At 44.9% G+C, this 25,940-nt stretch carries 24 protein-coding genes; 16 read left to right on the top strand and 8 right to left on the bottom strand.

The features are described from left to right. Positions 1-268: 268 nt before the first annotated feature. A complete protein-coding gene (locus tag BSZ04_RS00455) occupies positions 269-787 on the bottom strand; it encodes a type II secretion system protein (RefSeq protein ID WP_088879169.1) in 519 nt (172 codons plus the stop codon). Positions 788-1,107: 320 nt separating this feature from the next. On the opposite strand from BSZ04_RS00455, the gene BSZ04_RS00450 reads away from it, so the two are divergent. The 5 genes from BSZ04_RS00450 to BSZ04_RS00430 all read left to right on the top strand — a co-directional run bounded on the left by BSZ04_RS00450 (position 1,108) and on the right by BSZ04_RS00430 (position 4,804). Beyond that, positions 1,108-1,830, top strand: a complete 723-nt coding sequence (locus tag BSZ04_RS00450) for a sulfite exporter TauE/SafE family protein (protein ID WP_088879168.1) — start codon at positions 1,108-1,110, stop codon at positions 1,828-1,830. 83 nt (positions 1,831-1,913) lie between these two features. Further along, the gene (gene rarD / locus BSZ04_RS00445; RefSeq protein ID WP_088879167.1) at positions 1,914-2,819 is read left to right on the top strand and encodes an EamA family transporter RarD; all 906 of its coding nucleotides are present in this window, start codon (positions 1,914-1,916) and stop codon (positions 2,817-2,819) included. A gap of 164 nt (positions 2,820-2,983) precedes the next feature. Continuing rightward, complete coding sequence (locus BSZ04_RS00440; protein ID WP_038887234.1) at positions 2,984-3,370, top strand: MAPEG family protein; 387 nt, start codon at positions 2,984-2,986, stop codon at positions 3,368-3,370. Further along, complete coding sequence (locus BSZ04_RS00435; RefSeq protein ID WP_088879166.1) at positions 3,364-3,897, top strand: DNA mismatch repair protein; 534 nt, start codon at positions 3,364-3,366, stop codon at positions 3,895-3,897. The genes BSZ04_RS00440 and BSZ04_RS00435 overlap by 7 nt, the downstream gene beginning before the upstream one ends. Positions 3,898-4,264: 367 nt before the next feature. Further along, a complete protein-coding gene (locus BSZ04_RS00430; RefSeq protein WP_162531017.1) occupies positions 4,265-4,804 on the top strand; it encodes a phosphatase PAP2 family protein in 540 nt (179 codons plus the stop codon). A 74-nt stretch (positions 4,805-4,878) separates the two neighbouring features. On the opposite strand, the gene BSZ04_RS00425 is transcribed toward BSZ04_RS00430, so the two are convergent. Beyond that, entirely contained in the window at positions 4,879-6,240 is a 1,362-nt protein-coding gene (locus BSZ04_RS00425; RefSeq protein WP_038887239.1) for an endonuclease/exonuclease/phosphatase family protein, read from the bottom strand. A 350-nt stretch (positions 6,241-6,590) separates the two neighbouring features. Between BSZ04_RS00425 and BSZ04_RS00415 the strand changes: the two genes are divergently transcribed. Together BSZ04_RS00415 and BSZ04_RS00410 are read left to right on the top strand one after the other, a co-directional pair. After that, a complete protein-coding gene (locus BSZ04_RS00415; protein ID WP_088879164.1) occupies positions 6,591-8,696 on the top strand; it encodes a M4 family metallopeptidase in 2,106 nt (701 codons plus the stop codon). Positions 8,697-8,859: 163 nt separating this feature from the next. Next, entirely contained in the window at positions 8,860-9,174 is a 315-nt protein-coding gene (locus tag BSZ04_RS00410) for a DMT family transporter (protein WP_010452144.1), read from the top strand. An 86-nt stretch (positions 9,175-9,260) separates the two neighbouring features. Here BSZ04_RS00410 and BSZ04_RS00405 read toward each other — a convergent pair whose 3' ends face one another. Then, complete coding sequence (locus BSZ04_RS00405; RefSeq protein ID WP_045384932.1) at positions 9,261-10,163, bottom strand: DMT family transporter; 903 nt, start codon at positions 10,161-10,163, stop codon at positions 9,261-9,263. 148 nt (positions 10,164-10,311) lie between these two features. Here BSZ04_RS00405 and BSZ04_RS00400 point away from each other — a divergent pair, with 148 nt between their 5' ends. The 4 genes from BSZ04_RS00400 to BSZ04_RS00385 all read left to right on the top strand — a co-directional run bounded on the left by BSZ04_RS00400 (position 10,312) and on the right by BSZ04_RS00385 (position 13,355). Then, entirely contained in the window at positions 10,312-10,764 is a 453-nt protein-coding gene (locus BSZ04_RS00400; RefSeq protein WP_088879163.1) for an NUDIX hydrolase, read from the top strand. Between the two features lie 13 nt (positions 10,765-10,777). After that, positions 10,778-11,338 carry a GNAT family N-acetyltransferase gene (locus BSZ04_RS00395; RefSeq protein ID WP_088879162.1) on the top strand — a complete coding sequence of 187 codons (561 nt, stop codon included), beginning with the start codon at positions 10,778-10,780 and terminating at the stop codon, positions 11,336-11,338. A gap of 65 nt (positions 11,339-11,403) precedes the next feature. Then, entirely contained in the window at positions 11,404-11,814 is a 411-nt protein-coding gene (locus tag BSZ04_RS00390) for a GNAT family N-acetyltransferase (protein ID WP_047482011.1), read from the top strand. A gap of 128 nt (positions 11,815-11,942) precedes the next feature. Beyond that, complete coding sequence (locus BSZ04_RS00385; RefSeq protein ID WP_088879161.1) at positions 11,943-13,355, top strand: coniferyl aldehyde dehydrogenase; 1,413 nt, start codon at positions 11,943-11,945, stop codon at positions 13,353-13,355. A gap of 126 nt (positions 13,356-13,481) precedes the next feature. Here the strand turns inward: BSZ04_RS00385 and BSZ04_RS00380 are convergent, their stop codons facing one another. Further along, the gene (locus BSZ04_RS00380) at positions 13,482-16,199 is read right to left on the bottom strand and encodes an SO2930 family diheme c-type cytochrome (RefSeq protein ID WP_088879160.1); all 2,718 of its coding nucleotides are present in this window, start codon (positions 16,197-16,199) and stop codon (positions 13,482-13,484) included. Positions 16,200-16,244: 45 nt separating this feature from the next. Next, positions 16,245-17,531 (bottom strand): outer membrane protein transport protein, encoded by a 1,287-nt coding sequence (locus BSZ04_RS00375; protein WP_088879159.1) that lies wholly within the window; start codon positions 17,529-17,531, stop codon positions 16,245-16,247. A 468-nt stretch (positions 17,532-17,999) separates the two neighbouring features. Here BSZ04_RS00375 and BSZ04_RS00370 point away from each other — a divergent pair, with 468 nt between their 5' ends. After that, complete coding sequence (locus tag BSZ04_RS00370) at positions 18,000-18,977, top strand: ribonuclease Z (RefSeq protein WP_088879158.1); 978 nt, start codon at positions 18,000-18,002, stop codon at positions 18,975-18,977. Between the two features lie 87 nt (positions 18,978-19,064). Here BSZ04_RS00370 and BSZ04_RS00365 read toward each other — a convergent pair whose 3' ends face one another. Continuing rightward, positions 19,065-19,544, bottom strand: coding sequence for an aminoacyl-tRNA deacylase (locus BSZ04_RS00365; RefSeq protein ID WP_010452123.1), 480 nt, complete (start codon positions 19,542-19,544; stop codon positions 19,065-19,067). Between the two features lie 129 nt (positions 19,545-19,673). On the opposite strand from BSZ04_RS00365, the gene BSZ04_RS00360 reads away from it, so the two are divergent. The 3 genes from BSZ04_RS00360 to BSZ04_RS00350 all read left to right on the top strand — a co-directional run bounded on the left by BSZ04_RS00360 (position 19,674) and on the right by BSZ04_RS00350 (position 22,253). After that, complete coding sequence (locus BSZ04_RS00360) at positions 19,674-21,215, top strand: glutamate synthase-related protein (RefSeq protein ID WP_088879157.1); 1,542 nt, start codon at positions 19,674-19,676, stop codon at positions 21,213-21,215. Positions 21,216-21,328: 113 nt separating this feature from the next. Next, positions 21,329-21,781 carry a type II RES/Xre toxin-antitoxin system antitoxin gene (gene parS, locus BSZ04_RS00355; RefSeq protein WP_005426938.1) on the top strand — a complete coding sequence of 151 codons (453 nt, stop codon included), beginning with the start codon at positions 21,329-21,331 and terminating at the stop codon, positions 21,779-21,781. 1 nt (position 21,782) lies between these two features. After that, positions 21,783-22,253 (top strand): RES family NAD+ phosphorylase, encoded by a 471-nt coding sequence (locus BSZ04_RS00350; protein WP_005447071.1) that lies wholly within the window; start codon positions 21,783-21,785, stop codon positions 22,251-22,253. Positions 22,254-22,308: 55 nt separating this feature from the next. Here the strand turns inward: BSZ04_RS00350 and BSZ04_RS00345 are convergent, their stop codons facing one another. Next, positions 22,309-24,156 carry an acyltransferase family protein gene (locus BSZ04_RS00345; RefSeq protein ID WP_088879156.1) on the bottom strand — a complete coding sequence of 616 codons (1,848 nt, stop codon included), beginning with the start codon at positions 24,154-24,156 and terminating at the stop codon, positions 22,309-22,311. A 253-nt stretch (positions 24,157-24,409) separates the two neighbouring features. Between BSZ04_RS00345 and nifW the strand changes: the two genes are divergently transcribed. After that, positions 24,410-24,685: a nitrogenase-stabilizing/protective NifW family protein gene (nifW, locus tag BSZ04_RS00340; protein WP_005441361.1), complete on the top strand. Its 276-nt coding sequence runs from the start codon at positions 24,410-24,412 to the stop codon at positions 24,683-24,685. Positions 24,686-24,833: 148 nt separating this feature from the next. Here the strand turns inward: nifW and BSZ04_RS00335 are convergent, their stop codons facing one another. Continuing rightward, positions 24,834-25,934 carry an alkene reductase gene (locus BSZ04_RS00335; RefSeq protein ID WP_088879155.1) on the bottom strand — a complete coding sequence of 367 codons (1,101 nt, stop codon included), beginning with the start codon at positions 25,932-25,934 and terminating at the stop codon, positions 24,834-24,836. Positions 25,935-25,940 lie beyond the last annotated feature (6 nt).

Raw genomic sequence — 25,940 nt, 5'->3', positions numbered from 1 at the left:
CAGAATATATACTCAAGTGACTTCAAGATGCAGGGTTCAGAGCGTTGTCATTGATTCCCTGCTTACCGAAAGTAGGCAAGGAAAACAACGAAGCGGAATAGCTAGCTCTTTTCAGGTTGTTGCTTCGCCTTCAAACCAAGTCATTCTCGCTGAACCAAGCATTTCGAGGTTACTTGAGTATACACGAGTAGAATAATGCATTGAATTAACCTAGCTCGTGTATGTATTAATACCGCACCGCTTGCCACATCATGGCAGCGAGACTTCATTAGTCGCAAGGATTTAGTATCATCCTATAGCCTGAAGTATCACTACTTGGTGCAGCGTATCTGATTGAACATTGTGATGTATCTTTATTACCTTGTTCATAAACTAGTACCTCAGTACTATCATCTGGATTGACTTTAATTTGCCAATCAGAATCAGTTTGCGCCAAGTTTGGCAGTAACGGGATTAGTGAATGTTGATCCGCATCCGGATAGCCGTAGCGGAATACGCAGTAGTCACCAGAACCACAGTGATCAAATGGAAGGTCATAAGGGCCATCCCCTGAAGAGTCGGCAGTTTTATTTGATACATAGGCTTTATGCTCCAACCCTGCAATAGCAAGCTTGCCATAACCCATATCAAAGGCAGAAGCCATCGCTCCTCTCATTCCTTCCAACCTCGCTTGTCTCGCATCATCTTGCAAATTAAGGAATCGCGGCGCAGCCGTAACTGCTAGGATTCCCAATATAACGATCACAACAACAAGCTCAATTAAAGTAAAACCGGATTTTTTATTCATAAACCATCTTTAAGTTTGGTTGATACGATAGTCTAATATTTATTATTTTATTGGTGCTATAGACTATTATTGACCACAACAAGCGATACCGATTAGTGCAATCACTCTATTGCTGGCGTCGATTATACTGCTTCAGCTAACCTTCTGAATAGTGAAAAACAGAAAGAAAATAAAAGAAGGATTGAACGCTGAACAGGAAATATTTTGATTGTTTTTTTAATAACTTTGATGAATTCTACACGGGGTGAGAAATTATTATTTATAAGTAATTTATATTTAATTAAATCTCCAATAACTACATCATATATAAGATAACGTCGATGGATTTCGATTCTACTAATTTGCTTGCTATGGGACTGATATTCCTCGGTTCTTACGTACAAACTGCTATCGGTTTCGGCTTGGCTATTGTGGCTGCGCCCTTACTTATTCTTTGGGCCCCGGAATATGTGCCTGCTCCAATTTGCCTTGTTGCGCTATTTATTTCTTTGATGAATGCGATGAAGCATCGTAGCAGCGTTGAAATTGGCGGTTTAAAGATGGCGCTAATTGGTCGAATTCCTGGATCGTTAGCGGGTGGGGCGCTACTGTTTTTTGTTTCCACAGAAGCTCTCACGCTTTGGATTGGTTTTCTTGTACTTTTTGCCGTGGCAGTCAGTGTTCTTCCATTTCGTATAGAGCCGACTCCGGGTCGTATGACGTTTGCTGGTTTCTTCTCTGGCTTATTTGGTACAAGTTCTGCAATTGGTGGACCTCCAATGGCTTTGTTGCTGCAACATCAAGAAGCCAACCAGTTACGCGGTAATCTTTCTGCTTTCTTTGTTTTTAGCTCTATTATCTCGCTAGTGGTGCAAATTCCGGTTGGATTCTTCACACTTCACCATTTGGTGATCACTTTACCGCTTTTACCCGCGGGGGCTCTTGGTTACTGGTTAGCAATTAAAACAACGCAAACTTTACCAAAAGAAAAAATTCGCTTTGGCGCGCTGACACTCTGTTTTGTCAGCGGTATTACGGCAGTGATTCAAGGTCTAGCCCTGTAATAGCGGATCTTCGTTCTCAAATTCACTTTACAAACTTACTTTGCTCTATAGAATCGCGTCACTTTTTATTTGTCGAGTTAGTTATGAATAACAGTCGTTACGGCAATTTTATGGCTGCACTATCTTTCATTATTTGGGGATTGCTGCCTGTTTATTATCGCTTCCTGCCAAATGCGTCAATGGATGAGCTATTAGCGCTACGTATTATTGGTTCTGTGCCTGTAGGCTTTATTTTGGTGCTTGCAATTACTCGTCACAAGCCCAACTGGAATGTGATTTGGCAAGATAAAAAATCGCTTTGCTATACGTTTGTGGCGAGCAGTTTGATGTGTATCTCTTGGGTTGCGTTTACATGGGCGTTAACGAATAACCGAGTCATTGATGCGAGTTTGGGTTTCTTCATTGGTCCTCTAATTTCGGTAGCTCTGGGAGTCTTTGTCTTAGGCGACAAGCTCTCAAAAGGGCAGTTTACTGCGATTCTATTGGTGACGGTTGGTGTGATGTACCAAGTGATTCAATACGGCCAGTTACCGTTAGTGGCTCTTACAATGGGGATGTTCTTCTCACTTTATGGCCTGTTTAAGAAGAAAATTAAATTTGATTGGAGCACAACTTTATTTATAGAGGCTGTGGTTCTTACGCCTTTTGCGGTAGCGTATTTATTGATCAAGCAGTGGTCTGTAGGTGAGTTGACGTCTACGGTAGATATGACGACTTTCATGCTTTATTTAGGAAGTGCGCCAGTGACCATATTACCATTGATCTTCTACTCAATCGCGATTCGTATCACTAACTTGTCTACTGTTGGTCTGATGCAATACATTGAACCGAGCCTTCAATTCGTGTTGGCCGTGGTCTTTTTTGGTGAGTTGTTCGATAGTGTAAAAGCAGTGACTTTTGCCTTTATTTGGGTTGGTCTGTTGTTCACTATTTGTGAAGGCGTTGTAAAGCGATCGAAACGTAAAAAGTTGGCAAACCACTCACTTTAGTCAATTCCTTCTTTGGATTCATAGAACTGGCTTATATAAGATGTATACCCAAGTGATCCTCGCTCAACCAAGCATCTCACGGTTACTTGGGTATAGTTAGCCTCGAAAGAATGCTGGTACTGTGCAAGTGTTCGAACATAACAATATCTAAAGAAGGAAGTTTTATGATTACCGCTCTCTACGCGTCCGCTCTCGCTCTACTGCTCATCTGGCTTGCTTTTCAAGTCATAAAACAACGTCGCAGCAACAAAATCGCTTATGCGGATGGTGGTGTTGAGTCTCTTCAAATCGCTCGCAGTGCCCAAAGTAACGCCAGTGAATACATACCTATAACTCTGATTCTAATGGCCCTACTGGAATACAATGGTGCATCGGTTTTATGGATACATCTTGCTGGTATTGCTTTTGTTATTGGGCGTGTCATTCATGCCAGAGGAATATTAGCAGAAGACCTAAAAGGTCGAGTGACAGGGATGAAGTTAACCTTCTTTACTATGATTGGTTTAGTGGCTCTTAACTTAATCTATTTACCCTACGGAAACTTATGGTAAAAAAATCGACCTATTTACCTCCAGCATGGTCGCTTGTTCTTGTTGGATTAATACTCAACATTGCGGCAATTATTCTAACCAGTGTCGTGTTAGATAAATTGGGTAAAGAAACGGGACTACTCGCGGAGAAAAAGGCTGAGAACCTCTATTCGATACAGTTGGCTTGGGACAGCGTTGAAACGCTAGAAAGGAAGCGGGAAGTGTTGTTATTGCACTTACACCTTGCTCAGTTCGAATTGCCATCTGAAGAGGTGAGTCAAGTTTTACAAGGGCATTTGTCAGCTTGGACAGGTAAGAAAGTCAGTGCTATAAACGTCTCGCAATTATCGAATTTGATGTCGGAGATCAACCAAGCCCAGAGCAATGATAGAGAGCGAATCGACAGTTACTATCTAGAGAACTTAGAGATTAGCGAAGTGATGTCAACCTTGGAAGAAAAGATTGCTTGGTACAAAAGCATAGGCTTGTTTCTTCAGATATTTGGGTTAGCGCTTATTTTAGCTCGGGATCTTGCTCGTAAGCCGTAAGTTTTGCAAAGCAAGTGATTGCGATTTGCAAAGAGATGTTCGCATAATGCACTCAATTTAATGTAAAGGCAGGTGTTGTTAATTGAGTTTTACTGCAAGTGATTAAATAACAATTGGTTTTATTGCACCTGTAAGTTGGCACGGCGAATGCTGTAGTACTTATGACCCTTTTAAGCCGAGGGTCACCTAGCCAACTGACGTTGTTAGTGGACCAGATTGTTCACACGTATACACAGCCAATCACAAGTTTTGTGGTTGGCTTTTTTTTCACAATCAATTCACGTTTTAATTGTTACAGTTTCCAGTCGAATAATGTCGAAAGCTGTGATAGTTTTCGCGCGCATATGAAGTCTAATTGGTTGTATTAATGAAGAAAGTTGTACGTTTAGTTGGTGTTGTCTCTATTTTTGCTGCGCAATCGGTAAATGCAATGAGCGAAAAGGATTGGGATGTGCTTACCGATATTGGTGCTTATGGGTTGGTTGCAACTGCGGCCGCGGTACCAGCCTACAAAGGAGATTGGGAAGGATTTTGGCAAGCAGGCTTTAGTATTGGCGCCGCCTCTGGGATTGGCTTAATTGGCAAAACAACCATTGATGCGGAACGCCCAGATAAAAGTGGCAATGACAGTTTTCCTTCCAACCATACTGCCAACGCTTTCGCTTCGGCAACGAACCTTTATTTGCGTTATGGCTGGGAAGCGGGTTTACCTGCTTATGGTGTTGCTGCGTTAGTCGGTGTTGGGCGAGTTGAAGCGAAGAAGCATTACTGGCGCGATGTACTTGCTGGAGCAGCACTTGGTACCTTAAGTGCGTATGTATTTACTGATGCTTATGATGAAAATGTACAGCTTGTCCCTTGGGTAACGAGTGAAGACGTCGGTGTATCAATCACTTACCGTTGGTAGTCTGAGTTCTGAACAGTAAAAAGCCTCGGTATTAACCGAGGCTTTGTTGTATCTAAATGTAAGAACAGCAGTGCTTAGAACTGAGCTTTAATCCAGATCATACGGTGGTCAGAAGAGACATCTTTACCGTTACCGTACTTGCCGATGCGAGCATCGTTGAACAGTTTACGACCTTCTTCGTATGATGCGGCCCAGTAAACACCAGAGTCCACAACGTTTAGGTTTGCTGATGGCATTGCATAGTCAACACCAAGACCGAACGTAGACGTGATGCGGTTTGGAATTGGGTGCGTAGAGTTCTTGTCTACGGCATGCTCAGCTGCGCCAAAGCTTGTTGGGTAAAGCTCACCATTCATCACATCTTGGTTTACCAGTGGGTCATTGTGGAATGCTTGCATGATGTCGCTAAAGCCGTCGCCATCCAATGGATCTAGGTTTTGGTCGCCCATCATTACAAACTTCGCACCTTCCGCTAGACCACCTTTGTTTCCTGCGTCATCGTAGAAGTACTCTTTGCCTTGTACATAGTGATGCCAGAATTCAACTTCAGCACCATTTTGTACTTTGTTTTTACCTGGATCAAAAACAGGAGGAGTAGGGTGAGACATTAGTAAGTGAATAACTTCATCACCTTTCTCTGTAGGGATGATAATTGGTGCGTCTACGTGGTTTTTAGAAGACAGGCGAACGACATCCCACTCATCTGCAGTGTACCAGTCGTCTCCACACTCCATGCCATCAGGGATAGTTTGCGAACCGTCACAGATTGTAATCGTTGGGATTTGAGCACCTTCCATGTCTTTCCATTTGAATTCTTGGAAAGTACGTGTGTTTTCTGTATCGATCTTGTATTTAGACATCAAAGCGAACGCATACTGGCCGTGGTAGAAACCAAAGCCCCACGCATCGCCAGGAAGTTGACCTGCGGTGCCGTTGTTGTCTAGGTCAAGGCCGCTGTTTAAGCCCGTGTTTGTTGAGTAAGATTCTGCGTAAGGGTATTCGATTGGCTCAAGGTTTGCGTCGCCGCCTGCGCCTTCAAGGCTTTGTGCGATAGATAGGTAGTTCTTCTGGAAGCCTTCCAGTGCCACTTTATCTTCGCCAGTACCATCGTTGTTGAACTCTGCCATCATTAGCACGTCAGGACGGTTTTTCTGAATAATAGCTGCCACGTTACGGATTTGAATGACTTTTTCAGCCATTGTTTTATCTTCATCTGCGATGGTGCCATCAAGGTAAGCGGTGACAAGTTCCGTTTGTTTTGCTGGCTCAACTTGCATTTCTGCTACAAGGTCTTCAAACGTACTGCGATCAAAAGAAAGGTTATAAGTGGCGATCTTTACGTCTTGAGGTTGAACATATTTGATATCGTCATCATCACAGCCAGTTAAGAGTGCTGCGCCAATAAGGAGAGCTAAGGGAGTTTTGAAATGTTTCATGGGTATGTCATACCTTATAATTGGATTCGCGCAAATACTAAAGTTATCAGTAGCATTTGTAAGCGATCTTTGTCACACAATCGATTGCGTATTTGCATATGTAACCAGTTTATTTGTGATTTGTGAGGCGAATGCATCGTTTTCAACACCAGAAGGTTATATTCAAACTGTTAAATATCGATGATTAAGTGATTTGATTAACATGAAATCATTGGGTGGATTTATTGAAACCGCCAACTAGAATCACTATAGATAACCACTCAAATAACTACAAAATAACGCTATTTACACGTAGACGTTCAACTCTGTCAGGTTGGCTGTGCTTAGTTAATAAGACCGGGGATCAAATGATGGAAACAGTAGCACCTCATCGTTACAGAGTTGTCGCGACGACAATCCTTCTCTCAGCAATATGTTTTTCACCTTATTCTTTTTCCGCAAAACCAGAAAGATTAGAAAATAACCATGGATATCTCGTTGCTCTTGAAAAGCGCAATCAGTCTTCAACCCAAAATGTCGGTAAGGCTTTGGGGCTTCAAAAAGAGCATAACGTAGAGAAAATTCAATCCAACCAAGGAAAAAATGGCTACCTGCATACCCGCTACAGGCAAACGTACAAAGGCATACCATTATGGGGGAAGCAGATTGTTGTTCACCGAGATATCAATGGCAAAATACAGCGAATCAACGGGACGTTGGTTAAAGACATCACTAGTGATATTTCCAATGTGTCACCATCGCTTAAAGCGGCAGAAGCAAAGGCCAGAGTTCAAAAACAATTTGTCTCAGATGGCTATCAGATTGAAGACCAAAAGCAGGCGTTAACCATCTACGTTGATAACAATAATGTTGCTCATTTGGCTTATGAGATTCGCTTTTTTGCCGACTCTGAAAAAGCTCATAAACCGACAAGGCCAACGTTTTTAGTTGATGCGCACACTGGCAAAATTTTGCATCAGTATGAAGGATTAGCTCATGCCAGTGCTGATGGTCCCGGCGGAAACCTCAAAATTGGTGAGTATCAATACGGTGTTGATTACGAATCGTTAAATGTCCAGCAATCTGGCAGCACTTGTATTATGGATATCGATGGTGTGGTCAAGACAGTCAACTTGAATGGCCGCACTTCAGGCAGCACTCATACATTTACTTGCCCAACTAATACTGTAAAGCAAATCAATGGTGCTTACAGCCCTCTTAATGATGCCCACTATTTCGGTAAAGTCGTGTACGACATGTACCGAGATTGGCTGGGTATCGCACCATTGACTTTCCAATTAGAGATGCGCGTCCATTACAGAAAACGTTATGAAAATGCCTTTTGGAATGGCTCTAGCATGACCTTTGGCGATGGCGATACTTATTTTTATCCGCTTGTGAGTTTGGACGTTTCCGCTCATGAGGTCAGCCATGGTTTTACGGAACAAAATTCGAACCTCATTTATTCCGAACAATCGGGTGGTATCAATGAAGCGTTTTCAGATATTGCTGGTGAGGCCGCTGAGTTTTATTCACGAGGCAGCAATGATTGGAAAGTCGGTTATGACATTCGCAAATCCGCTAACGGCGCGTTGCGATACATGGACAATCCGCCTCTAGATGGACGCTCAATCGGTCATGCTTCCGACTATGTCAGTGGTATGGATGTGCATTACTCGAGTGGGGTGTTTAACAAGGCGTTTTATTTACTTGCAACCGAATATGGTTGGGGGACACAAAGAGCCTTTGTGACTTTTGCTTACGCAAACCAGAACTATTGGACGCCTGATGCGACTTATGATTCAGCTGCTGCTGGTGTGTTAGCTGCTGCACAAGCGTTAGGTTATTCCGGTACGGACATTACTAATGCATTCGCACAAGTTGGGGTCTCTACAAGCGGCGGTGTTGTTGAACCACCAGTGACATCTTGTGACATCACAGTATTGGTAAATGGTGTAGGGTCGTCGGTTGACTCTGCTTCGACAGGTCAATGGCGTTGTTTCACCATTGATGTGCCAAGTGGAGTAACAGAACTTAATGTCGTGACTTCGGGCAGTAATGGCGATGCCGATTTATACGTTAAATTGGGCAGTGCGCCTTCAGAATCGGATTATGATTGTCGCTCTTATAGTAGTAACAGCAATGAGAGTTGTACCTTAGCATCACCAAGTACAGGTACGTGGCACATTGGTGTTTATGCTTATGCGGCATACAGTAATCTTTCTGTGACAGCAACCTACGTTGAGGAGGAAGCGCCGCCGCCTCCACCAGAAAGTGATGTGACAACGACCTCGACAAACAACGGGAAAACGTGGACTGCTCGAGTCACTGGTTCGGGATTGATGGAGGGCTATTGGTCTCTTGGCGATGTATGTAAATCTGATACTGAGTGTGTATTGAGTGGTATTCCGAAGAAAACCAGTTCCGTTAACTTTACCCTGAGTGATGGTCGAGTCTTTACAATACTGAAACCATAGACGTTGCTGTCGATCTCAAAGGCTCTGATACTGTTCAGAGCCTTTTTGTTTCTGTGTTTTTTGTATTTAGTCTTTTGGTTATAATGCGCGCTCACAAGAAGTGAGGACGACCTCACCGCTCTCATCACTATCGGGGACGACCCCAATCATTTGGAATCTCTCAATGGCTTGGGCAATTCTTTTTCTTGCAGGTCTATGCGAAGTCGCATGGGCAGTTGGGCTCAAATACACCGAAGGTTTTAGTAAGCTTGCACCATCTGCATTCACTATTGGGTTTATGGGGTTAAGCTTTTGGTTACTGGGTATCGCGCTTAGAACGTTACCGCTAGGTGTGGCTTATGGAGTTTGGGTCGGTATTGGCGCGATAGGTACCGCAATTGCCAGTATCTATTTATTTGATGAACCAGCGACGTTAATTAAGCTTATCAGTTTACTGCTCATTGTTGCAGGTATCGCGGGTTTGAAGTTCGCAGCTTAACCTTTGAATCACAGGTGAAAGAAAAGCCAGAGTTCTGCTCTGGCTTTTGCTATTTGAATGATGAGAAGCCCTAAGCATGTGAGAGTTTACGAGCGCTTTCTCATAAACAGTACTAGATGTTGACCAAAGACATTAATTAGAGCTCCCGTTACAATCAATGCGCCGCCTAAGTATGTCCATGCGGAAGGCAGTTCACCAAAGAAGACGATACCCAACATGATAGAAAATATGATCTGAACGTATGAGTAAGCTGAGGCTTTCCCGGCTTCCTGCGTTTGCATTGCCTTCGTTAATCCTAGTTGCCCGACCTGAGTAAATACACCGACCAAAACGAGCATCATGGTTAGATACAAATCTGGCATGACGAATTGATCTCCAATCAAAAGAATCGATGTAGGCAATGCCACTAAAGGAAAGTAAAAGATGATGACGGAGCTGTCTTCGGTCTGGCTTAGCTTACGCACGATTACATAGGCGATAGAGCTACCAAACGCACCTAAGATAGCGATCATCACACTGAACATTGGTAAGGCATGCTCCGCGTCTGGACCGGTTTCCGGTCTCACCATGACGTATACCCCAAGTAAACAAAGGGCGATACAAATAAACGTAGAGAATTGGATTCGTTCTTTAAGGAAGAAAACGGCAAGTAAGGCAGTAAATACTGGGTGGATATACTGAAAAATGGTTGCTTCAGCTAATGGTAGCGTTGTAACAGAATAGTACACACACATCAAAGCCATGGTTCCAACGGCACCGCGAGCAAAGAGCAAGGGCTTATTATTACCCCAAACTGAAATGCCTTTGCGTTTTACATCGAGATAGCTGATCACTAGCGAAACCAGAGCCCTAGCAGCTACGATTTCAAATACAGGTATACCGTGTAAGCTAACGTGCTTTACCGTTGCGGACATCAGTGCAAAACCAAAAGCGGACAGCACCATAAAGCGCACGCCAATCGGAACCATTGAGTTGAGTGAGTTAGGCATCTTACTGCTCGTTTATTGCGGGAGATCGCACTTTAGCACACTAAACTCACAAAAAGATCAGCACCTTGTGATTAAGCCCCCTTATCCGCATGATACAAGGTAGACTGTCCCGTTCTGATTGAAAACAATAAATCTATAAGGAAAATGCATGATTCCTATTCAAGCAACGCATGTGTCTGGTGTGGTGATTTCTGAGTTCGACGGCATAAAGAAAATGCTGTTGCTAGAGCGAGTGAAAGGTGGCTATTGGTGTCATGTCGCTGGTGGCGTCGAAGAGGGCGAAGCTGGCTGGCAAACCATCGTACGAGAGCTTAAGGAAGAAACACAAATCGAAGATGTCGAGCTTCATAGCGCAGACTTTCTCGAACAGTTTTATGAGGCGCACAAGAATCGAATCATGGTTATCCCTTGCTTTGTTTTGTTCTGTAAGCCGAATCAAACTGTAACGCTAAATCATGAGCACAGCGATTACCGCTGGTGCACGTTGGAAGAAGCAAAACAGCTCGCGCCATTTGCCAATCAACACCACCTGTACGAGCATGTATGGAAGCACTATGTTGAAAGCGAACCGACACCTTTCACTTTGATTAAGCAAAGTTAACTACGGAATCACTATGTACCAAGGGTATGAACAACATCAGACACTGCAAATTTCGGAGCGTATTTCCATTGAGCCTTTGCTGGCAAAACACGCGAATGTTCTGCTCGAAGTAGTCAATAAAAGCCGTGACAGCTTGTCTCGATATCTACCTTGGACAGACTTTGTCACGAATAGAAGAGAGGCCTTGCGTTATATCTCACAGCGGGTCAACAGCATTGCACTCGATTCGTACTGGTTTGCCCTTTTTCTGGATAACCAATTTGTTGGCGTGCTAGGGGTTAAAGGTATGAACGAAGATACGCGAGTTGTCGAGATAGGTTACTGGCTAGCGGAGATTGGACGCGGTCATGGGGTGGTTCACCAGGTGCTCTCCGTTATTATACCGTCCGTCAAGCAAAGAGGGCGCGCTAGCGTGATCCAGTTCCATTGTATGGAAGACAATATACCAAGCATCAAAATTGCAGAACGTGCTGGTGCGATATTAAAGGAATACGTTGAACATGATTTTGAAACCCTAGATTCTTCTCAACGACTGGGTATTTATGAGCTGGATCTGGCTACAATAAGTAATTGAAAGTAGTAGCTTAAAATTCGTTGCGGCGATATAAAGGGGTGAGTGAGCTGGAAAGGAAAAGAGCAATGGAAATAAGCATTAATACCATTACTTGGCAAGACGCGATGCCAATTCGCCATCAAGTACTATGGGCAAATAAACCCATCGAACATTGCCAAGTAGAAGGTGACGAGGAAGCGGAGCATTTTGGCGCATTCGTCGACAACGTATTGGTGGGGGTGGCGTCGATATACCGAGATGACAATCAAGCTCGATTGCGTAAGTTTGCTGTTTTGCCCGAGTATCAATCGCTGGGCATTGGCTCGTCCATGATTCGATATGTGTTAGAAAGCTTTAAGTTTTCACCTGTTGAGTATTTCTGGTGCGATGCGAGAGAATCAGCACTGACGTTTTACGAAAAGTTTGGGATGCGCGTTGAAGGTGAGCGCTTCTACAAATCTGACGTTGCTTATTACAAAATGAAGCTTGCGCTTTAACCAGAGCAAATCTGAGTTTGAACTCTAACTTCCTTATTGCGTTAATAGTCAGAATGTTGCCCTTGTGTTAACTTTGAATCGTACATAAGTGCGACATTGCCCTTGATTGGGTGCACAAGGAGAACATCATGAATGCGATCGTCGACGTTGAAGTTGGTCAACTGCTGCAACAAAAATTGGATAAGCTCAAAGCCGCATACAATGCCGAACCTTATCCGATCTTAGAGGTAAGAAAACAGAAGCTTAACCTTCTTAAGCAGACTATCTTGAATAACCAGCAAGGGCTGGTGGAAGCCTTAAGTGCCGACTTTGGTTACCGCTCTGAATTTGATACGGCAATGACGGATGTATTGCCGACGGTTGCGCAAATCAATTACACCCTAAAACGCCTCAATAAATGGTGTAAGCCAAGTCGTCGTCATGCAGGTTTGTTACTTGCTCCTTCAAAAGTCACCGTTGAATACCAACCGGTTGGCGTAGTAGGCATCATCTCTCCTTGGAACTTCCCAGTCATTCTAAGTCTATCGCCATTAGTGACTGCGCTTGCTGCAGGTAACCGAGTGATGATGAAACTCAGCGAATTTACACCGATGACCAACAAGGTGATTTCTGAGATTTGTCGAGCATTGCCTGAAGATGTTGAGGTCATAGAGGGCGAAGCGGAAGTTGCTCAAGCGTTCAGTAAGTTGCCGTTTGATCATCTGTTGTTTACCGGTTCAACCAATGTGGGTCGCGCAGTTGCTCGTGCTGCTGCGGAAAACTTAACCCCAATTACGTTGGAGCTCGGTGGTAAATCTCCAGTCATCGTGGCGGATGACGCTAACTTGAATAAAGCGGTTGATGCGATTCTATTTGGTAAATGCATCAATGCCGGACAAATTTGTGTTGCGCCAGACTATGCCTTTGTACCAGAGGGAAGAATCAACGAGTTTGTCGCACTGTTTCTACAACGTTTCGAAGCGCTGTACCTCAAAGGTCAAAACGACCAAGGCTTTACTCATATCATCAATCAACGTCAGCACGACCGCTTAAAGGCAGTATTGGAAGATGCCAAAGTCAAGGGCGCAGAAATACACACCGTGTCCGAGACGAGCGCAGAAGGCCGACTATTATATCCGCACCTAGTGACCAATGTTTCGCAAGAGATGACCATTATGCAGGAAGAGATTTTTGGTCCTCTTATGCCAATCAAGCCTTACCGTGATATCCAAGAGGTCATAAGTTACATCAATCAGAATCAACGCCCACTTGCGCTGTACATCATGTCAGAAGATAAGAGTGTTATTGAGCGAATTACCCGTAATACCCACAGTGGCGGGGTTGGGGTGAATGACACCATCTTGCACGTCGGCGCGGAAGACGCGCCATTTGGTGGTATTGGTGAATCTGGTATCGGTCACTACCATGGCGAAGAAGGCTTTAGAACTTTTAGTCACGCCAAAACCATTCTAAGTACACCAACGTGGTTACCGCGTGTAGGAATGTTGATGGAGCGTCGTGGCATGGCAATAAAAGCATTACAAAAGTTCTTTATGCGTTAACGCTACTGACATTGGAACACCCAAGAATAAGAAAACCGCCCAGTGAGGCGGTTTTTGTTTGTTGTTAATTCGTATTATTGAAACAGTGTTAATGGCTACCTAAACATCCGGTAGCCATTGAATGTATTACTCTACACAGTTCCAGCCTGTGGTATCAATCGAGTTAATCCAATCGGCAATTAACTGAACACCTTCATCGTGAACAACGTGTCTGCCTAGTTCTGGCATCATATTTCCGTTGTCGACATTGATGCGGTAGTGCAGCACAGAGTTTTCTGGATCACCTGGTACAATCACGTACGGAGATGGACCTTTGTGGAAGGTGATACCACGCGCACAAATGCCCATTTCACTGATACCTTCACGCCAGTATTCAAACTTGAATGGATTACTCGCTGCTTTGCCTTCGGTGCGGTGGCAGTGCGCACAGTTCACATCAAGGTACGCTTTGGCGTAATCCAGTAGCTCAGCATCCGTTAGATTACTTGCTCCCGCTTCGGTATCAAACACTGGGGTCTTAGGTAAGTTCTCCGGCGTATCTGGTAAAGCTTCTGTGAATAGCCCCAGCGTTTCCCAATGCACAAGCTGGTTAACTGGTGAACCATCAGAGACATCCTGAACACTGTTTAGGTTACGTGCTTTAGGACCAATCGGAGAGAAACCTTTTGGCTGTGTGTTACCAGTAGGATCGGAGACATCAGATTCTACTTTGTGACACAATGTACACTCATTTCGGCTTGGTACTTCATAAGTGAAATTAAGCGTTTCGCCGTTATGTATTACGCTGCGCTCAAAGGGTACCGATACCGCAGTCAGGTAAGCGTCGGTTTTGTCTTCGTTCCAGACGTAAGGCAGGGCAATCCAACCGCTGTCACGACGAATCAATAGGCGAGTCTCAATGAGCTCTTCGTTTTCACCACGAGCATTCTCAGTACTCGAAGGCAGCGCAAAGGTTTTGATCAATACGGTACCGACTGGGAAGTCGAACACCTCTTGCTCACGATAGCTTGCAGAGGCCTCAATCGGCATCACAACAAAGCGGTATTTGCGTGCGTAGTCCGTAAAGAGTTCAACGTTCATCTCATACAAAGTACCTTTCGCAGATGCCGCTAAGTTGAGGTTTTGTGTTGGATCTTTGGCATCTTCAAACAGATTGTATTGCGACAAGCTCATACAGTTTTCACCGTATGTCGCGCTTTCACGAGTAATCGCATCCCAGTTAATACCCGTCACGTCATCTAGGGTGCAGCTTGCGTTGCCGACGATACCGTTTGGTGTATCTGGATTATCAGGATCCGTCGCTCCGTCTTCGGTTTGATTGTAACCATACACCACGCCATTAATTGTGACGGTATTGATGTCTAATGGTGTCTTGGAATCACAACCTGCGGTAAGTAATGTTGCTTGCTCGTTCTCATATAAGAAATCTGCATTGGCTGGGTTTTCTGCATAACGACCAATCGCGGTTGGGTCCATGTTATCAACCAATACACCAACACTTGCGCCATTGTTCACTAAACAGTTGCTATCTGCATCGGTAAACTCGGTAAGGTAATTCCAGTTGGTTGTTCCTGTCATACCGTTGAGCGCATCACGCAATGGTGCAAACATTTGTGAACGAATCAGTGACTCGCCTGCGCCATCGTAAAACAGAGCAGGGAAGGCTTGATGATTTAACGTATACGCTAAAATCATATCTTCAATCAGAGAACCATTTGGATTGGCGCCCGTGTTGGTAATGGTGTTGTCGTGGAAATACATGTTGGTCGGAACAGGGTTCCAGCCCTGCATAACTGCATTGCCTTCAGATGTCCCATTGAGTGGGCTGTAAGCGTTGGGATCGCCGTTCACCAACAAGTAACTCGTCATAGCAAGTGCCATTGAGTCGTGGTTAGTAATCGTGTTGTTGAAGAACTCACTATTACGTCCGGACAGAATGACAACGCCAGTACCAGGAGGGACGATGCCCACCACGCCACAGCCGCCAAGCCCATTTTGACAGGTAGTATCAACGTAGTTCTCTAAGTTGTTGTCACGAATGACGTTATCAAAGATACGTACATCATCAATTAAGCGACCAATAGTGGTCGCGCCCGGTAGGTCAAACAGCAGCACACCGCCCGTGTTTCCGAGCGCTAAGTTGTTGTAGACATCCACATTTGAACTGTTTTCTATCTCGATACCCGCGATGTTCTTTTCCGCTACGTTGTCACGGATAACCGCTCCGATGGTTTGACCCACATAGATACCCGCATCAGCACTGCCGTAACTCCACGTATCTTCGATCAAGACGTTTTGAGATTTTACTGGATAGATGCCGTAAGTACCGCGTAGGTTACCATCTTCGTCACGTGCACGAGGCACTTCGAGCCAAACCGCCGCGACATCACGAATAATGATGCCTTCGACCCCGTCAGCTTTAAGACCGTTCTTAGAGGCTTCTGCAATTTGGAGATCGGATACGGTGATGTTCGAACCACCACTGATGGCAATACCATCTTTGCCGTCTACACCACTGAAGTCGAGGTAGGTTTGGTTGATACCTGCACCACGTAACACGAGGTTATTCTTCGAATCGACCGTCAATTGATTGTTCATTTTGAAACAACCGGCGGGCAGTGTTACCACGCTGTTGTCTTCGGCAAGTTCGACCAGGTTTTCAATCGCGGTGACTTGTTCCGCGCTCGCCCATTCCTGACCGTTGCCACATAATTCTGGTGTACCGTATTCAGATAATTCATAACCGCTAGAGGTTTGCGGTTCATCATAATCGTCACTGTTACAACCCATCAAAAGACTGGAACTGATGAGTGCAGCGACAACCGTTTTGTTTATTCCGTGCATGATTTGCTTCCCTGTAATTAGTGTTATTGACTCAGTCAGGAATAATTAGAAAGAGTGGTTGTATTGGATTCCGTATATGTAGGCGTCCCCTTCGGAGCGATAGGCGATATCAACGCCCGGTAGAGCGTGCGGCTCAAGCGGCTCAGTGAACGTGACTTCTTCGGCATCAATAAAGGTGAATCCAAAGTCGATTCGACTGTTTTGATTGAAGGCGTACGTGGCACCAAAGCTGTAATTGATTCGGTCGGAATCTGGCAAGCTGATGCTCTTGTCATTCACGTTAGGCGTTTCGTCGTAAGCAATACCAGCGCGCAGAGTGAAGGAAGGGTTGAGTTGGTAAGTTGCCCCAAACGCATATTTGAAGGCATTTTCGAAGTTCTCATCCTTTTGCAGAACTTCTTGCCCATCTACGGTGGCGCGGATTTCTTCAAACACATCCCAACCCGTCATCATCACACTGTAGTGAATAGCTAGTGGATCGGTAATCTGATGGAAACCAGAGAACTCAGTAATGCTCGGCAGATTTAGGTTTAGGTCACCCGTCACGGTTTCACCCGGCATCGAAATCGCACTTGGAATATCTGAGTAATAATCGCCTTCGAAATCCACATCCACTTTAGATCGATAGCTTAATCCGAAACGGTGCCTCTCGTTGATCTCCCAAAGTGCACCAAGATTAAAACCGTAACCCCATCCGTCGCCATCTAAGGATTTTGCAATATCTGTGCGTGCAAAGTTTGCACCCGTATCGGCATTGATGGCATCGGCAAGAATACCCAACGTACGTCTGAGCTTGGCTTTACCATAAACAATGCTAGCGCCAACACCAAGGCTGAACTCTTCGTTGATTCGGTAGGCGATGGTAGGGTTAAAATTAATCGTTTCTAAACTGGTTTCCCCACCAATCGGTCCGGCTAAATAGTCATCAGGGTATTCGGTTGCCAAACCAAAGTCAGTGAAAATACCAAGCCCCCATGACCACGAGTCATTGATTGGGGCTGCGATATAAAAAGATGGCACAACCACATTGTCGACGACGTCATTGTTGGTTAGCTGATTATTGAAGGATTCTGAAGGTCCGTTACCGGTTACGCGAACCTCTGGCATGATGTAAGCAGCACCTACGGACAATTGACAAGAATCGAACATCGTAATGGCTGCAGGGTTATGTGCGACTACTGATGCACTGTCTGCTATGGCGGCTTCGCCTGCATTAGCGCGCCCTAGGCCAGCGGCTGAATGTTCGGATAATTGAAATCCAGCGGCGTATAACTTAGGGGAGCTGAGCGCTATACCTATTGCAAGCGCGAGTTTTGCATTCCTTGTCTTCATATCACTCTGAAACTCCATGTGTTTTTAGGATGCGTTTTAAATAAAAGTGCCTAATAACCTATACAGGGGATGAGTAGGTTATTTGCTAAACACTCAGCTCAAGCATAAAAATAATTAACATAGTTGTAACATTGAATTTCAGGATTTGTTATTTCCATCTCATATAACTATCAGTTTGTAATTGCCACTATAACTATCTGTAAATGTTATACTTAGGCGATATTTTTCTAAGGCTTCTATTTGATGAAGCTCCTCTTTACTGTTTGATGTTCGCTTAAAAAGCGATGCTTAAGTGTTAGCGAATGGTAGATGGTAATAAAGTGAATTTAGTACGATTGTTTTAAACGTGTGTTTAATTGAATTTTAAGGCTCAAAGCGAAAGTTGGCGAAAATGGCGCAATTTATCACTGAATCGAATGCTAAACTTTATGAGTGATTAGAGCTTTTACTTAAGGAGTGGGAAGTCATATGGAGCTGTATTTCTTAGGAACGTCCTCTGGGGTTCCAACTAAATCCCGTAATGTTTCTGCGACTGCTTTGCTGGAGAGTAAGGGGAAAGGGTGGTTTCTAGTTGACTGCGGAGAGGCGACTCAGCACCAATTGCTACACACTCCGTTATCACTTAATTATTTGCAAGCCATCTGTATTACTCATATTCATGGCGACCATTGCTATGGCTTACCGGGCTTGCTCGCCAGTGCAGGCATGAATAACCGCAAAGATCCTCTGACGATCATTGCACCAGAGGGGATTAAACAGTGGTTTGAAGCGACTCAATCGTTCACCAAACTCTATCTACCATTTGAACTTCACTTCATTGAAGTCGAGCAGTTTGATTCGATTGAAATTGGTCAGTTTACGATTACTGCTACCGCACTTTCTCATCGCGTTCCTAGCTTTGCTTACTGTTTTGAAGAGTCAACCATTCGAATGTATCCAGACATTGACAAGCTTGAGCAATCAAACATTCCGAGGGGAGCAATCTGGGGAGAACTTGTCCGTGGCAATGATGTGGAGTACCAAGGTCAAACCCTAATGAGTAAGGCGTTTACTAAGCTTGCACATCCACCGAGAAAAGTGATTATTTGTGGTGATAACGATACACCGGAAAAGCTTGATGGTCTGATTGAGGGCGCGCATCTGTTGGTACATGAATCAACGTACTCAGAAGCGATGAAAGAGCGAGCGAGAGAAGTCGGGCACGCTTATTCATCACAAGTCGCCAATTACGCGCAGGAAAAACAAGTCCCGAACTTAATTCTCACTCACTTTAGTCCTCGCTATCAGTTCAGCTCTGAAGCGGAAGTATCGATCGAGCAGATTCGGAAAGAAGCTCAAATAGCTTATTCTGGTCATCTCTTTCTTGCTCATGATCTCGCACATTATCGAATTGACATGGCGGGTGTAGTTGAGGAGGTTAAAGATGCTGAGAGTAAGGATGAATAAAGGCTCTTGCTGTATGAGCAATTCAAAATGTAATCGTCACAACAAGAGCCAACATTGTCTATATATCAGGTTTATCGTAGCCTGATGCTAGTGGAATACTTCACTACTAAAGCGTAGAAAACGACTTTCTCCCATCAGTTCACGGAACGCTTCTTTATCTAACTTAATCAAGGTTTCGTGATCGCCTGCTTCCAAATACACATGGTCTAAGTTGGCAAGCATTTCGTCGCAAATAGTTGCCATGTGATAAGCGCCTCCGACGGGTGGTATTGCACCGTTATCGCAATCGGTAAATAGACGGTAGACTTCGCGCTCTTTGATTAAGTGGAAAGAGGCATTGAGCTCGTCATTCAATCGAGACAAGCTGATTTTATTATTCGCAGGCAAGACAGCCATCATATGATGACCTTGGTGATCTTCTAAAATCACGCCTTTTGCCAAGTTATTGAGAGGGATACCCGCTGCAACACCGCTTTGCAGCGAACTATTACTATGACTGTGATTCACGGTTTGAAAGTGAATATGATGCTCAGTCAAATAGTGGTCGAGCCGGGTTGACATGGTCATGTTAGCCTCCAGAGTGTTGATACCCACATAAAGTATAGGTAAATCTTTATTCTCCTGACGCATTACTTGAGCTGTTCTACGCTTACTGAAAGCCAGCCACAGAGTATGGCATTGAAAAAGGGAAGCAAAATGAGCAAACCAGTAATAGCGGATAACAAACCCATCAAAGTTGAGCTTGTGCAAGGGCAAGAATATTACTTTTGTCGATGCGGGCGATCTAAGAACCAACCTTATTGTGATGGCTCCCACGCCGGAACCGATTTTAAACCCATGAGCTTTGTCGCTGAGAAGGATGAAGATGCGTATCTGTGTCAGTGTAAACACACCGCAAATGCGCCTTTCTGTGATGGGACACATAAGCAGTTTACCTCTGAGCAAGTGGGACAAGAAGGCCCGGGTATCCAAGCAGGAAATAACGAGATCCCGATTGCAGTGGCGACGCAAGAAGAACCCACGGTTGAGTTTATTCACCAACTGGCAAGAGAAGGGCTATCAAAGTTAGGGCACCATGGACCGATGACGGCGATGGGTGTGCCTAGAGACCAATTGCCACATTGGGATGACCTGCAAATGATGGTCGCACAAATGGCAACCAAACCTCTGATGGAAGATGTGCCAGTCAAAACCGAATTGGTGATTGGTCCAAAAGCGAAGAAGCCGCTGGTACTAAAAATTCCCTTGTTTGTCTCTGACATGAGCTTTGGCGCATTATCAGAAGAAGCTAAAATCTCGCTCGCGAAAGGTGCGGAGTTAGCCGGAACCGGAATTTGCTCTGGAGAAGGCGGCATGCTGCCAGAAGAGCAAGCAGCGAACTCCCGCTATTTCTATGAATTGGCAAGTGCGCAGTTTGGTTATGACGAATCTAAGTTGCTCAATGTTCAAGCCTTCCACTTTAAAGGTGGGCAGGGAGCAAAAACTGGGACTGGTGGTCATCTACCAGCCAATAAAAATGTTGGCAAAATATCGCAAGTGCGTGGCATTCCCGAAGGGCAACCTGCGATTTCACCACCGACGTTTAAAGATCTGCATACTGCAGAAGATTTCAAAAAGTTTGCTGATCGGGTACGTGAAGTGACAGGTGGTATCCCGATAGGCTTCAAGCTCAGTGCAAATCATATCGAAGAAGACATTCAGTTCGCACTCGATGCCAGTGCGGACTACATCATTTTGGATGGTCGTGGAGGAGGCACGGGTGCAGCGCCTGCAATGTTCCGTGATCACATCAGCGTGCCAACCATTCCCGCTCTCGCTAGAGCAAGACGCTATCTGGATGCACAAGGTGTGAGTGACTGTGTCACGTTGATCGTTACGGGTGGACTGCGTGTTCCAATGGACTTTGTAAAAGCGATGGCGCTCGGTGCAGATGGCGTTGCGATTTCTAACAGTGCGATGCAGTCGATAGGTTGTGTAGCCGCGAGAATGTGCAATACCAACAATTGTCCAGCAGGCATTGCGACACAAAAAGCCGACTTAAGACAGCGGTTGAATGTGGATAAAGCGTCGGTTCAATTGAAGAACTTCTTTGAAGCCTCGGTTGAGTTGATGCAAGTGATGGCAAGAGCGTGTGGACACGATGATCTCAGCAAGTTTAATCAACACGACCTCGCCACTTGGAATCGCGATATGGCGTTGCTTTCTGGGGTGAAATACGCGGGCGTAGACAAGCCTTAACGTTTCTCTTTCTCTGATTAGCGCCTGTTTTACTGTGGCTGCAATTTGTACGATTGATAATTGAGCTCATATGGACCATAATAACAAGACCATTTGGTCTGTAGGAGCTCAGTATGGCAACGGCAACATTAAAAAGCTTTAAACCGAAGCTGCCTCATAAGGCAAACTTTTGGTTTATGCTGGGCATTGAAGATGCTGAAACCGGTCGTACCGATGCGGTTCATAAAGGCTTTGAGCCAAAGGTATACCGTAATATCGTCGAGCGTGTGAAGCTTTCTCAAAGCGAATTCCAACACGTCACATTGATCCCGGTGAGCACCATCAAACGTCGACTCAAAAACGAAGAGCGCTTCAACACGCAAGAGAGTGATGCCATCTATCGTTTAGCGATGCTACTTAAGCTAGCAACAGAACTGTTTGATGATGAAGAACGCGCACTAGGTTGGATGCGAGAGAATGTTTATGGTTTGGGTGGAAAGCGCCCATTAGACATGGTTTCAACCACGGTTGATTTTGAAATCGTCAAAGATTTGATTGGACGACTAGAGCACGGAGTATTCTCGTAATATGAAGCTCTATCGACTGACTCAAAAGAAGTTCTCTGAGTCTCCATTTAGCCCAATCGGTGCCAAGCTATACGGCGGGCGATGGAACTCTAAAGGAACCGAAGCACTGTACTTTTCTCAATCCGAATCTCTTTGCTCGTTAGAAGTTTTCGTGCATGTAAACAACGATCCGGCGATTACCAAGCTTTACGACTTGTATCGTATCGAGATGCCGGAATACTTAATTGCTGCTCTGGATGAAGAAGATCTGCCGGTCACTTGGCGCTCCATTCCTGCTAGTGAATCTACACAATACATTGGTGACCAGTTTCTCAACGATCCACATCCTGAGTTTGCTGCACTGCAAGTGCCTTCGACAATTTCTCCTCGTGACAACAACTACGTCGTCAATCCAAACCATCCCAAGATGAAAGATATCCTGAAGAAAGCAGAGAAGCTTGATTTTGCTTTTGACCCAAGAATCTTCAAATAAAAAGCTCAGCGCCTAGAGTAGCGCCGAGTTTTTCTTTCTCTCTTTTTTCATTGGGTTAATGCTGAGCAGTTAACTGTTGATTGCTCATTACTTCTTTCTGGTAGCTGCCTAATACGATCTCTGCGCCTTTGTAGGATAGGTGGTTCGCATCGGTGTACATGGCGTTGTTATCTCCTACTTTCATTGCGCATTTGCCTTGCTGACAGATGTAATTGGTAAGGTCGACAAACTCCACATGTTCAAATTGTTCAAAATAGTGAGCTAACGTAGCTACGCGATGTGGGTGTGATTGCCTTGGCGTGAAGTCACATTTATTGCCAGTGTTGTCTCCAAACAGTCGCGCTTTCCACAAACATTCACCAATGGCATGCGGTGCGGAAGGTGTTGGACCAAAGACCAGAACCTCTCGGTCTTCTAACTCGTTCAAAAGGCGAGTGAGCGAAGCTTGGTAGTCTTTTTTGGATAGCTCTTTATTGAAGTTAGAAGAAATCACCACGCGAAGGATAGAAGGGGTATTCAAAATGGTTTCTATTGCATCAGTGAAGAAATTGCTGCAAGACAAATGGTTTGCACCTGAAACTTTATCGACATAGCCAACCGCGCAAGAGTCTTGCGTAAGTTGAACAACCCCTGTTGGTGTGTCATTTGAGAGCTGCTGAACAAAGACCATGCTGTGACTGTTCCCCAACACTGCGACAGTAGGTTCTGAAGATGATGAACAAGTTTCGTTGATGGTTGTATTACCGTTACATGCGATACCGTAGCCGTTGTTCACGCGCATGGCTTCGAAAAACGCGCTACGGTCGGGAAAGCCTCCGTTTTTATGGCCGACGACACCAAAAGCAAGCAACGGTAGGGTGATTAACACAAGTGAGGCAGCAAGTGTGCTCATGCCAATTTTCTTGCGGCTACGGAAAGGCTTTTCAATAAAACGCCAAGTTAGGTAAGAAAAGGCAAATAGAGCGACAAGATAAAATGCGAGGCTGAACTCTTGTCCGGCAGTGAGTACGTATCGATAAAAGACCAGTAACGGAATATGCCATAGATAGAGGCTGTAGCTTATTAGCCCAACAAAAACCACAGATTTGAGGCTTAGAGCTTTACCAAGCGTGTTGTCTTTGGATGAGAACAAGATGATAAGCGCGGTGCCAATCACAGGAATTAACAGCATGAGCCCGGCGCCATCTTTTGATTTATCGAACAACAAGGCAGAGGCAAGAACTAGGGTTAAACCAATCATGGCAAGTGTGTTGTTGGGCTTGATGACGGTTTTACGCATTACTAGGGCAATCAAAGAGCCTGCCGCCAACTCCCAAGCCCGGGAGAAAATCATGTAAAAGGCGAAATCAGGATCACCACTGGCGTACCAAATAGTCATCAAACTTAGTGCAAATACTGCGATGAAGAAGGTGAGATAAGACATGAGCTTGCCACGTGCCAGCAACATAAGCAAAAGAGGGATCACAATGTAATATTGCTCTTCGACACCTAAGCTCCAAGTATGAAAGAGTGGGTTGGCTTGCTCTTCCAGCCCAAAATAATTGTGGCCTTTGAGGTACAGCAACACATTAGAAGCGGACAGAATGGAAGACACAGAAAACTCACCAACTTCTTTATGAGCGTGGGGAAGGAACAACCACCAAGAAAGTAAATAACACACTGCAACAACGAGCAGTAGTAAGGGCAGAATCCTACGAACACGGCGCTCGTAGAAATCGGAAAGGCTGAATTGGCTCTTATCTAAATCGTTTATCACAATAGTGGTAATTAAATAGCCGCTGATAACGAAAAACACGTCTACGCCAATAAAGCCACCAGCAAAGGCCTGTATGTCTGCATGGAAAAAAATCACCAATAGGACGGCAATCGCTCTTAATCCATCAATCTCTGCTCTGTATGTCATTGCCTTTCTCCCTAGTCAACGACATACCTAACGCAAAATGCGCACCAAAATTCGGTCGTTGAAAATCAGAGTCTTAGAGGCGGTTATAAGGATGAGAACAGTTTTGCAGGGTGGCTTCTTATATTGACTTTCATTTTGAAAACAGAATGCTCTCTGTTTCTAGCAAAATGATGTGCTACGGATGTAAATCAAAGATCAGTTGAACGGAAGTTTTTATACTCGGAGCTAAGTGAACAAACTCAGAAACGAGGCTATGAGCCAAAACGACATTCAAGCCAAGATTGCCAGCTTTACTTGTATCGAAGAAGCTTTGGATTACTTCGATATTGGTTTTGATAGCCGCTTTATTGATAAACACAGAGTGGAGTTAGTGAAGCGCTTCAATGGCTATTTGATTCTGACTAAGCCTGAAGATTGGTTTGCGGCTCGCCGTGCATTAAAGAACGCATACTGCAAGGTTCAACGTAGTTTACTGGATAAAACTACACGCTCAGCTTGTCGTGGTTGCACTTCTTGTCAGCGTCGTTAGTACTCTCTTCAACAGCGAACAATAATGTCAGTAAGCTCTGAGCGCTAAAACACAAACCCCGCAGATGTACTCAAGCGCATCTGCGGAGTTTTTGTCTATTCAACTTGCCTATTCAAATAAGTAGGCTGAACTAAGCCAGCCCACAGACTTAGTTTGCTTGGTAAGTTGGATAATCCAACAGACCTTTTTCGTTACCACCAAACAGCGTCGCAGGATCGTGAGCTGCTAGCGGGTAATCGTTCTTGATACGGTTCGGTAGGTCAGGGTTCGCGATGAACGGGCGACCAAAGCCAACCATATCTGCCAAACCACTTTCTAGCGCTTGAGCAGCTTTCTCTGTGTTGTAGCGACCAGCGTAAATGATGGTGCCCTTGTATGCTTCACGCACGGCTGTTTTGAACTCAGCAGGGGTATCTGGCGCGTCATCCCAGTCGACTTCCGCAATGTGCATGTAAACGACGTTTAGCTTATTAAGCAGTACCGCAGCAGCTGTGTAAGTTTCTACCGGTGTATTATCTACAGTACCGTTTAGTGATGTAAACGGAGCCAGACGAACACCAACGCGATCAGCACCAATCGCTTGAGTCATGGCTTCAACCACTTCACCCAAGAAACGCAGACGGTTTTCAACTGAACCACCGTATTCATCTGTACGGTTGTTTGCTTCAGAATCGATGAACTGGTTTACAAGGTAGCCGTTTGCTGCGTGCAGCTCGATGCCATCAAAGCCCGCTTCAATCGCATTCAATGCCGCTTGACGGTACTCTTCGATCACCACTTTGATGTCTTCTTTAGTCATCTCACGTGGTTCTACCACGTCAACGAAACCAGGCTCATCTGTGCCGTTATCAATAAATACTTTCACGTTTTCTGCTTTTAGCGCAGAAGAAGAAATTGGTTGCTCGCCACCAATGTTGTCAGGGTGAGTTACACGGCCTACGTGCCAAAGCTGAGCGAAGATCGCGCCGCCTTTTGCGTGTACTGCGTCAGTGACTTTTTTCCAGCCTGCGATTTGTTCTTGGCTGTAAATACCCGGTGTCCAAGCGTAACCTTGACCCATAGGTGAAATCTGTGTGCCTTCTGCAACAATCAAACCCGCAGATGCGCGCTGTGCGTAGTACTCAGCCATCATGTCGTTTGCGACGTTGCCAGGCTGGCTTGCACGAGAACGAGTCATTGGCGGCATAACGATACGGTTCTGAAGGGTTAGAGAACCAAGTTGTACAGGTTGAAACAATGTATCTTTCATGACTAA

It is taken from the genome of Vibrio rotiferianus (assembly GCF_002214395.1).
In the GTDB taxonomy this organism is placed as follows: Bacteria; Pseudomonadota; Gammaproteobacteria; order Enterobacterales; family Vibrionaceae; genus Vibrio; species Vibrio rotiferianus.
This window is presented reverse-complemented; position numbering and strand designations above follow the sequence as displayed.

What these genes read in the sequence shown, in the direction of transcription:
- BSZ04_RS00435 (WP_088879166.1), top strand. Translation starts at nt 3,364, where the DNA reads ATGGTAAAAAAATCGACCTATTTACCTCCAGCATGGTCGCTTGTTCTT.
- BSZ04_RS00375 (WP_088879159.1), bottom strand. Translation starts at nt 17,531, where the DNA reads ATGAAGACAAGGAATGCAAAACTCGCGCTTGCAATAGGTATAGCGCTC.
- BSZ04_RS00415 (WP_088879164.1), top strand. Translation starts at nt 6,591, where the DNA reads ATGGAAACAGTAGCACCTCATCGTTACAGAGTTGTCGCGACGACAATC.
- BSZ04_RS00400 (WP_088879163.1), top strand. Translation starts at nt 10,312, where the DNA reads ATGATTCCTATTCAAGCAACGCATGTGTCTGGTGTGGTGATTTCTGAG.
- BSZ04_RS00455 (WP_088879169.1), bottom strand. Translation starts at nt 787, where the DNA reads ATGAATAAAAAATCCGGTTTTACTTTAATTGAGCTTGTTGTTGTGATC.
- BSZ04_RS00430 (WP_162531017.1), top strand. Translation starts at nt 4,265, where the DNA reads ATGAAGAAAGTTGTACGTTTAGTTGGTGTTGTCTCTATTTTTGCTGCG.
- BSZ04_RS00425 (WP_038887239.1), bottom strand. Translation starts at nt 6,240, where the DNA reads ATGAAACATTTCAAAACTCCCTTAGCTCTCCTTATTGGCGCAGCACTC.
- nifW (WP_005441361.1), top strand. Translation starts at nt 24,410, where the DNA reads ATGAGCCAAAACGACATTCAAGCCAAGATTGCCAGCTTTACTTGTATC.
- BSZ04_RS00365 (WP_010452123.1), bottom strand. Translation starts at nt 19,544, where the DNA reads ATGACCATGTCAACCCGGCTCGACCACTATTTGACTGAGCATCATATT.
- BSZ04_RS00390 (WP_047482011.1), top strand. Translation starts at nt 11,404, where the DNA reads ATGGAAATAAGCATTAATACCATTACTTGGCAAGACGCGATGCCAATT.
- BSZ04_RS00440 (WP_038887234.1), top strand. Translation starts at nt 2,984, where the DNA reads ATGATTACCGCTCTCTACGCGTCCGCTCTCGCTCTACTGCTCATCTGG.
- BSZ04_RS00385 (WP_088879161.1), top strand. Translation starts at nt 11,943, where the DNA reads ATGAATGCGATCGTCGACGTTGAAGTTGGTCAACTGCTGCAACAAAAA.
- rarD (WP_088879167.1), top strand. Translation starts at nt 1,914, where the DNA reads ATGAATAACAGTCGTTACGGCAATTTTATGGCTGCACTATCTTTCATT.
- BSZ04_RS00405 (WP_045384932.1), bottom strand. Translation starts at nt 10,163, where the DNA reads ATGCCTAACTCACTCAACTCAATGGTTCCGATTGGCGTGCGCTTTATG.
- BSZ04_RS00360 (WP_088879157.1), top strand. Translation starts at nt 19,674, where the DNA reads ATGAGCAAACCAGTAATAGCGGATAACAAACCCATCAAAGTTGAGCTT.
- BSZ04_RS00450 (WP_088879168.1), top strand. Translation starts at nt 1,108, where the DNA reads ATGGATTTCGATTCTACTAATTTGCTTGCTATGGGACTGATATTCCTC.
- BSZ04_RS00395 (WP_088879162.1), top strand. Translation starts at nt 10,778, where the DNA reads ATGTACCAAGGGTATGAACAACATCAGACACTGCAAATTTCGGAGCGT.
- BSZ04_RS00380 (WP_088879160.1), bottom strand. Translation starts at nt 16,199, where the DNA reads ATGCACGGAATAAACAAAACGGTTGTCGCTGCACTCATCAGTTCCAGT.
- BSZ04_RS00370 (WP_088879158.1), top strand. Translation starts at nt 18,000, where the DNA reads ATGGAGCTGTATTTCTTAGGAACGTCCTCTGGGGTTCCAACTAAATCC.
- BSZ04_RS00335 (WP_088879155.1), bottom strand. Translation starts at nt 25,934, where the DNA reads ATGAAAGATACATTGTTTCAACCTGTACAACTTGGTTCTCTAACCCTT.
- BSZ04_RS00350 (WP_005447071.1), top strand. Translation starts at nt 21,783, where the DNA reads ATGAAGCTCTATCGACTGACTCAAAAGAAGTTCTCTGAGTCTCCATTT.
- BSZ04_RS00345 (WP_088879156.1), bottom strand. Translation starts at nt 24,156, where the DNA reads ATGACATACAGAGCAGAGATTGATGGATTAAGAGCGATTGCCGTCCTA.
- parS (WP_005426938.1), top strand. Translation starts at nt 21,329, where the DNA reads ATGGCAACGGCAACATTAAAAAGCTTTAAACCGAAGCTGCCTCATAAG.
- BSZ04_RS00410 (WP_010452144.1), top strand. Translation starts at nt 8,860, where the DNA reads ATGGCTTGGGCAATTCTTTTTCTTGCAGGTCTATGCGAAGTCGCATGG.